At 74.1% G+C, this 7,123-nt stretch carries 7 protein-coding genes; 2 read left to right on the top strand and 5 right to left on the bottom strand.

Translation table 11 applies throughout. From position 1 onward, the window contains the following. Positions 1–362: 362 nt before the first annotated feature. From ABWI07_RS42190 to ABWI07_RS42175, 4 genes are read right to left on the bottom strand one after another with little or no spacing between them, the layout of a single operon-like run. Positions 363–1,568: an ABC transporter permease gene (locus ABWI07_RS42190; RefSeq protein ID WP_235036711.1), complete on the bottom strand. Its 1,206-nt coding sequence runs from the start codon at positions 1,566–1,568 to the stop codon at positions 363–365. Positions 1,569–1,579: 11 nt separating this feature from the next. Next, positions 1,580–2,269, bottom strand: coding sequence for an ABC transporter ATP-binding protein (locus tag ABWI07_RS42185; protein ID WP_149258756.1), 690 nt, complete (start codon positions 2,267–2,269; stop codon positions 1,580–1,582). Next, positions 2,266–3,306, bottom strand: coding sequence for a peptidoglycan-binding protein (locus ABWI07_RS42180; RefSeq protein WP_353821969.1), 1,041 nt, complete (start codon positions 3,304–3,306; stop codon positions 2,266–2,268). Before ABWI07_RS42180 ends, ABWI07_RS42185 begins: the two co-directional genes overlap by 4 nt. Next, complete coding sequence (locus ABWI07_RS42175; RefSeq protein WP_149258758.1) at positions 3,306–3,869, bottom strand: hypothetical protein; 564 nt, start codon at positions 3,867–3,869, stop codon at positions 3,306–3,308. Before ABWI07_RS42175 ends, ABWI07_RS42180 begins: the two co-directional genes overlap by 1 nt. A 179-nt stretch (positions 3,870–4,048) precedes the next feature. Here ABWI07_RS42175 and ABWI07_RS42170 point away from each other — a divergent pair, with 179 nt between their 5' ends. Then, positions 4,049–4,705, top strand: coding sequence for a response regulator transcription factor (locus ABWI07_RS42170; protein WP_200841801.1), 657 nt, complete (start codon positions 4,049–4,051; stop codon positions 4,703–4,705). Beyond that, positions 4,702–5,979 (top strand): sensor histidine kinase, encoded by a 1,278-nt coding sequence (locus ABWI07_RS42165; protein WP_149258760.1) that lies wholly within the window; start codon positions 4,702–4,704, stop codon positions 5,977–5,979. The genes ABWI07_RS42170 and ABWI07_RS42165 overlap by 4 nt, the downstream gene beginning before the upstream one ends. Here ABWI07_RS42165 and ABWI07_RS42160 read toward each other — a convergent pair. After that, entirely contained in the window at positions 5,962–7,029 is a 1,068-nt protein-coding gene (locus ABWI07_RS42160) for an ABC-2 transporter permease (RefSeq protein ID WP_353821968.1), read from the bottom strand. The genes ABWI07_RS42165 and ABWI07_RS42160 overlap by 18 nt on opposite strands. Positions 7,030–7,123: the final 94 nt, after the last annotated feature.

The following is a 7,123-nucleotide window of genomic DNA, read 5'->3' as shown; positions in this document are numbered from 1 at the left end:
ATCTACCCGCCTTGTTTTGGTTGTGTTGTGCCCGTGGGGTTTTGTTGGGTGGCGCTGCGGTCGCCCGGCTCGGCGGGTCGGGCGACCTCCAGGCGCTTAGAGCGCCTTCCGGCCGCCCGACCCGCGGCCGTGGCTCAGCTTCCTTCCGTGGGGTTCAGCTTCCTTCCGTGGGGCTGAGCCTCCTTCCGGGGGGACCGAGCCTCCTTCCGTGGGGACCGAGCCTCCTTCTGTGGGGGTCGAGCCTTCTCCCGTGAGAGCTGGGTTTTCTGCCTTGGGGGCTGGGCTCCCTTCCTTGATGGTTGAGCTACCTGCTTTGGTGGCCGGGCTTCCTGCCTTGGGGGCTGGGGTTCCTGCCTTGGTGGTTACGGGGTTGCCAGGGCCTCGGTGGGGGCCAGGCGGGCTGCGCGTAGGGCCGGGTAGATGCCGGCGGCGCCGCCTATGAGGAGGGTGGCGACGATGCCGCCGGCCATCGCCCACACCGGGACGACCGTCGGCCAGCCCTGCGTCACCGCGAAGACCGCGGTGACCACGACGCCCATGGCCACGCCGCCGACGCCGCCGAGTGCGGCGAGCAGCTGCGACTCGGTGAGGAACTGCAGCCTTATCTGGCCGCGGGTCGCGCCGAGCGAGCGGCGCAGCCCGATCTCGGCGCGACGCTCCAGAACCGAGATCACCATCGTGTTGGCGACGCCGACGCCGCCGACCAGCAGCGCGACGCCGCCGAGGCCGAGGAGCAGCCCGGTGAACGTCCTGTCGGCGGCGTCCTGCGCGGTCAGCGCGTCCGAGGGGCGGCTCACCTGCACCTCGGTCGGCGCCTGCGGGTTCGCGGTCGCCGCCAGCAGGTTCCGCACCTTCACCACCGCGTCCTTGCGGGCCCGGGTGTAGACGGTGGTCGGGTGGCCGTCGAAGCCGAGGTGCGCCGCCGCCGACTCCCAGCCGACCAGCGCGGCCGAGTCCAGCTCCGGCGCCAGCTGGTTCGGTTCCAGGATGCCGACCACCGTGAACCACTGGGAGCCGAGCCACACCTGGACGTTCGGCGTCGACACCCCGAGCCGGCCGGCCGTCTCCGCGCCGAGCACCACCGCCGGGTACTTGGCCGTGCCCGCGTTGAGCCACGTGCCCGCCGAGACCGTCAGGCCGACGGTCTTCGGCAGGTCGAGACGGGCCGCCAGGACGCTGATCCCGCCGCTCTCCCCCTCCGGGATGCGGTCGTTGCGGTAGACGTGGGTGTCCGCCAGCTTCGCCGTCGCGGACGCCGACTCCACGTCCGGCATCCGGCCCACCATGCCGACCGACTCCTTCGGCAGCTTCGAGTCCTCGCCGAAGAAGTCCCGGCCGGGCGCCACGGTGAGCAGGTTGGTGCCGAGCCGGTCGAGGGTGGCCTCGAGCTGGGCGCGGCTGGAGGTCGAGATGCCGACCACGCCGACCATCGCGGCGATGCCGATCGCGATGCCGAGGGCCGACAGGAACACCCGCATCGGCCGGGATCGCAGGCCGGCGGCGCCGACGCGCAGCACGTCGCGCGGCCCCAGCCGCACCGGCCCGTCCCCGCGGGGAGTCGTCTTCACCGAGCCGCCCTTCACCGTGTCGCCTCCACCCGTGCGTCGTCGTGGACGATCCTGCCGTCGCGCATCCGCACCTGCCGTGGGAGCAGGGCGGCGATGTCCCGGTCGTGCGTGATGAGCACGACCGTCGTGCCGGCGTCGGACAGCTCCCGCAGCAGATCCAGGACGCCCGCGCCGGAAGCGGAGTCCAGCGCGCCGGTCGGCTCGTCCGCCAGCAGCATCGCGGGCTCCCCCACCACGGCGCGGGCGATCGCGACCCGCTGCTTCTCGCCGCCGGACAGCTGGTGCGGCCGGTGGTCGAGCCGGTGCCCGAGCCCGACGCGCTCCAGGGCGCGGCGGGCCCTGCGGCGCCGCTGCGGCAGCGGCACGCCCCCGTACAGGAGCCCGTCCGCGACGTTGTCGAGCGCGCTCACACCCGCGGCGAGATGGAACTGCTGGAACACGAAGCCGATCCGCCGGGCGCGCAGCGCCGACAGCCGCCGGTCCGGCAGCCGCGACACGTCCGTCCCCTCGACCAGGACGGTGCCCGCGCTCGGCCGGTCGAGCGTGCCGAGCAGGTGCAGCATCGTCGACTTCCCCGACCCGGACGGCCCGACGATCGCGACCAGCTCGCGCTCCTCGACGGTCAGCGACACCGCGTCCAGCGCCGTGACGCCGCCCGGATAGGTCTTGGTGACCTCGCGCAGTTCGACGACCGGGCTCACGAGGGCACTCCGACCTTCATCCCCTCGGACAGCCCCGATCCGGAGATCTCCACCTTGCCGTCGGTGAAGGCGCCGGTCTCGACCGGCACCGTCCGGACCCGCCCGCCCTCCACGACCTGGACCGCGTAACCGCCGTCCCCCTGCGCGAGCAGCGCCGCGATCGGCACGGCGAGGACGTCGGCGTGGCGGTTGGCGGTGAGATGCACCGCGACGGGCGCCTTGTCGTAGGACCCGATCTCCTTCCCGCCCGCGACCGCGATCCGCACCTCGACGGTCGCCGGCTGGTCGTCCTGCGCCTGCGTGGCGACCTTCCCGACCGAGGTGATCGTCCCCTTGACCGTGTCGCCGGACGGCAGCTCGATCTCCACCGCGCCGCCCTTCTTCGCGAGCCGCCGGTACTCCACGTCCAGGTCGACGGTCACGACGCGGCTCGTTCCGGTGTAGGTGAGGACGGGGCCGCCGACGCGGTCGCCGACGCTCGCCTTGCGCTCGTCGACTCTGATCCGCCCCGGCGCGACGACGGCGGCGCCCGGCTCGACCCGGCCGGTCTCGGTCACCCCGAGGTCGTCCTGCCAGCGCTTCACGGCCGCGGCGGTGGAGCCGTCGAAGGTCTTGTCGACGGTGAAGCCGGTGTAGCCGAGTGCTCGCAGGTTCCGCTCGAACTGCAGGACGTCGGCGCCTTCCGTCCCATCTGCGAGCGTGCGGTACAGCGGCAGCCTTCCGTACAGCAGCGGGACCGGCTTGTTGTCGACCCGGTACACCGACCTGCCCCTGGAGACGACCGACCCCGCCCCGGCCAGCCAGGTGAGGGTGCCGTGCCCCGTTCCCGTGATGGTGCGGGCGCCGCCGTAGCCGAGCGTCCCGTCCACGTTCTGGGTCTCGACCAGCGTCGTCCGCTCGATCGCCGCCGTAGCGGGCGGTGGCGCGCCGCGGTCGGCGGCGGGTTCGCCGCCGCCGAGGCCGACCGTGGCGAGCCCGGCGCCGCCCGCCACGACCACCCCGGCCGCGCCGAGCGCGATGGTGCGCGTCCTGGCCACTAGCCCCTGCCAACGGTCGTGGAGGGTCCCTTGCCGCCGTCCGGCGAGTACTTCGAGCACGCCTCCTGCGCCTTCTTGAACGTCTGGCTCCGGGGGTCGAGCCCGGTGCCCCCGCCTGCCTGGATCTTGATGCCGCCATCCGGTTCGGGATCGGGGAACTTGCTGATGCCGTTGTCCCGCATGCACTTGGCGAACGCGCGCATCTTGGCGAGGTCCTCAGGACTGGCCTTCGGCGGCTTGCCGCCGTTCGGCATGAGGTGCGCGCACTTCTTCTGCGCCGCTTCGGCCTTGCCGTTCGTCTTCGGCGCCTTGCCGGGGCCCTTCGGGTCGGGCGGCCCCGGCTGGGCGGACGAGCGGATCTCCACCCGGCCGTCGTCGGTCGGATCCTGCATGTCCACCCCGTTGTCGCGCATGCACTGGGCGAACTTCCGCATCTTCTCCAGGTCGCTGGCCTTCTTGGCGGTGCCCGTCGCCTTCGCGTCCTTGTCCAGGACCCCGCAGCCCTGCACGCCGAGGGCGAGGGCCGGGACGAGCGCCAGCACCGCGAGCGTCTGTCGTCGCATCGGTCGGTCTCCTTGTCGACTCCGCCGGGCGGAGCGCCGGCGGCGACCGCAAGTCCATCCCCGGGCCGGTAACCCCGGCGTAACCGGATCGCGTTATGCCGGCGTTACGCCCCCTTCCCGAGACTTGGGCGGCAGGACGCGCCGGAGGGCGCGCCGGTCGACGGCAGGGGACGGCAGACGTGCGGGTTTTGGTCGCCGAGGACGAGCGGATGCTCGCCGACTCGATCGCCGAGGGGCTCCGGGCGGAGGCCCTCGCCGTGGACGTGGTCTACGACGGGGACGCCGCGCTCGAACGGCTCGGCGTGCACGAATACGACGTGCTCGTCCTGGACCGGGACCTGCCGGTCGTGCACGGCGACGACGTGTGCCGCGCGGTGGTGGAGTCCGGCGCCCTCGTCCGGGTGCTGATGCTCACCGCCGCCGTCACCGTCCCGGCCCGCGTCGACGGGCTGCGCCTCGGCGCCGACGACTACCTCACCAAGCCGTTCGCGTTCGAGGAGCTGGTGGCGCGGATCCTGGCGCTCGGCCGGCGGGCCCGCCCGGCGGCGCCGCCGGCGCTGGAGCGCGCCGGGATCCGGCTCGACCCGTCCCGCCAGGAGGTGTACCGCGACGGCCGGTACGTGCACCTGGCGCGCAAGGAGTTCGGGCTGCTGGCCGAGCTGCTGCGCGCGGACGGGACGATCGTGTCCGCCGAGCGCCTGCTGGAGAAGGTCTGGGACGAGCACACCGACCCCTTCACCAACACCGTCCGGGTGACGCTGATGAAGCTGCGCCGCAAGCTCGGCGATCCCCCGGTCATCGAGACCGTCCCGGGAGTGGGGTACCGGATTCCATGAGAGCCACGCGTGCCGCAGGGTTCACGGACCGGCTGCGGCCGACGATCCGACTGCGGCTGACGATCCTCTACACGGGCCTCTTCCTCGGCGCGGGCATCGTGCTGCTCGGGCTGACCTACCTCCTCGTGCAGAACAACCTGCAGAGGCAAGGCGAACCCGCGGCGGACCGCGTTTTCAGCGCGGCGCCCAAGGAGGTGGTCCCCGGAGTGGCGGCCGCGGCACCGCCGCCCGGGGAGGCCTCGCAGCTCACCGTGCAGAAGGTGCAGGGCGCGCTGATCAAGGGGCGCGAGGACTACCAGCGCGAGACGCTCAACGCGCTGCTCACCCAGGGCGGGATCGCGCTCGGGCTGGTGGGCGCGGCCGGACTCGGCTTCGGCTGGCTGCTCGCCGACCGGGCGCTGCGGCCCGTGCACGCGATCACCGAGACCGCGCGGCGGGTGGCGCGCAGCCACGACCTCACCGAGCGGATCGCCTACGAGGGGCCGCGCGACGACGTCAAGGAGCTGGCCGACACCTTCGACACCATGCTCGGCCGGCTGGCGCGGGCCTTCGACGGGCAGCGCCGGTTCGTCGCGAACGCCTCGCACGAGCTGCGCACCCCCCTCGCCATCAACCGGACGCTGATCGACGTGGCGGTGCGCCGCCCGGACGCCACCGACGACGTCAAGCGGCTCGGCGAGTCGCTGCTGGTCGTCAACGGCAGGCACGAGCGGCTCATCGACGGGCTTCTCACCCTCGCCGGGACGGAGAACGTCGTGGTCGACGCCGGGCCGCTCGACCTCGCGGACGTCGCCGGGCACGTCCTGCGGCAGGCCGCCCCCGAGGCGCGGGCCCGCGGGGTGACCGCCGACCGCCTGCTCGGCCCGGCCTCCACGTCGGGCGACCCGGTGCTGGTGGAGCGGCTCGTGCAGAACCTGGTGGAGAACGCGATCCGGCACAACCGCGACGGCGGCGAGCTGCACGTCGCCACGCGGGGCCGGGACGGCTGGGCGGAGCTCACCGTCGCCAACACCGGTCCCGTCGTGCCCGCCTACGAGGTCGAGACGATCTTCGAGCCGTTCCGGCGGCTCGGCAACGACCGGGTGCGCTCCGACCGGGGCTCGGGGCTCGGGCTGTCGATCGTCCGGGCCACCGCGACGGCCCACGGCGGCACGGTGACCGCGGCGCCGCGCCCGGAGGGCGGCCTCGTCGTGACCGTCCGCCTGCCCGGCCGGGTGGACGGCCCGCCGCTCGCGGCCCCCGCCGGAGGGATCGCCTCATCCGCTCCGGGCTGAGGCGGTCCCCTGGGTGTGGGCCGCCGCCGGCCGCAGCGCGGACACGGCCAGGGCGACGGCCGTCCCGCCGAGCGCCCACCCGGCCAGGACCCAAAGCGGGTACGCCGTGGCGTTGGCGGCGAAGTAGACGGTGTTGCGGACGGCCGTCGTCGCCGCGCCCGTCGGCAGCCAGCCGCCGATGGCGCGCCAGAACGGCGGCAGCAGCGCGACCGGGTAGGCGCCGCCCGCGCTGGGGTTGCCGAGCACGACGAACAGCAGGATCGCCAGGCCGATCCCGAGCAGCCCGAACAGCGTCTGCAACGCGGCGGTGGAGGCCGCCGCGGCGAAGACCACGAGCGCCCCGATGCCCCACACCTGGAAGAAGTGGCCGGGCAGCGCGCCGAGGACGGGACCGGCGATGACCGCGCCGCCGAGCCCCGACACGGCCGCGTACAGGGCGAGCGCCCCCAGCCGGATGACGGTGCGGCGCCCGTTCGCCGGCCGGGCGCCGCCCGCGAAGCCGAGGATCGCCGCCGCCAGGTACCCGCCCACGACCCAGCCGATGACCAGGTAGAACGACGACAGGCCGCGGCCGTCCTCGGGGTCGGGCGGCCGGATGTCGACGACCCTCACCTGCCGGTGCCGGACGGTCTCGAACCGGTTCGCGACGTCGGTGGCCGTGCCGGCCAGCGCCGGTCCGGCGGCGGACGCGACGAGCAGCGTGTCGGTGCCTCCCCGCGGCTCCACGATGATCGCGGCGTCGACCTCGCGGCGCAGGATCTCCTGGCGGGCCTGCTCCGCCCCGGCCGCCGTGCGGGCCTTCAGCGGCCTGCCCTTCAGCGCGTTCACCTGCTCGACGACCTGTCCCGCCACCGCGGGCGGCGCGACCACCGCGACGGGGATGCGGTGCGGCGTCGGCGAATGGAACGCGCCGATGTAGGACAGGATGAACCCGAACTGCAGCAGCAGGACGCCGGTGACCAGGGCGACGCCGCGCAGCGTCACCGCGTCGCGGAGTTCGGGCCCGAATCCGCGGTCGGGCGGCCGCCGGTCGGGCGCGCGAGTGCTCATGCCGGTCGTCTACCCATTCGGCCCCCCGCCAACTGCGCGAAGGCCGGCCAGGGCACCCGAGCCGGCGACGCGTCGGACGGCGGGGCCCGCGGAC

The sequence above is a fragment of the Actinomadura sp. NPDC000600 genome (assembly GCF_040492135.1).
GTDB lineage: Bacteria > Actinomycetota > Actinomycetes > Streptosporangiales > Streptosporangiaceae > Spirillospora.
This window is presented reverse-complemented; position numbering and strand designations above follow the sequence as displayed.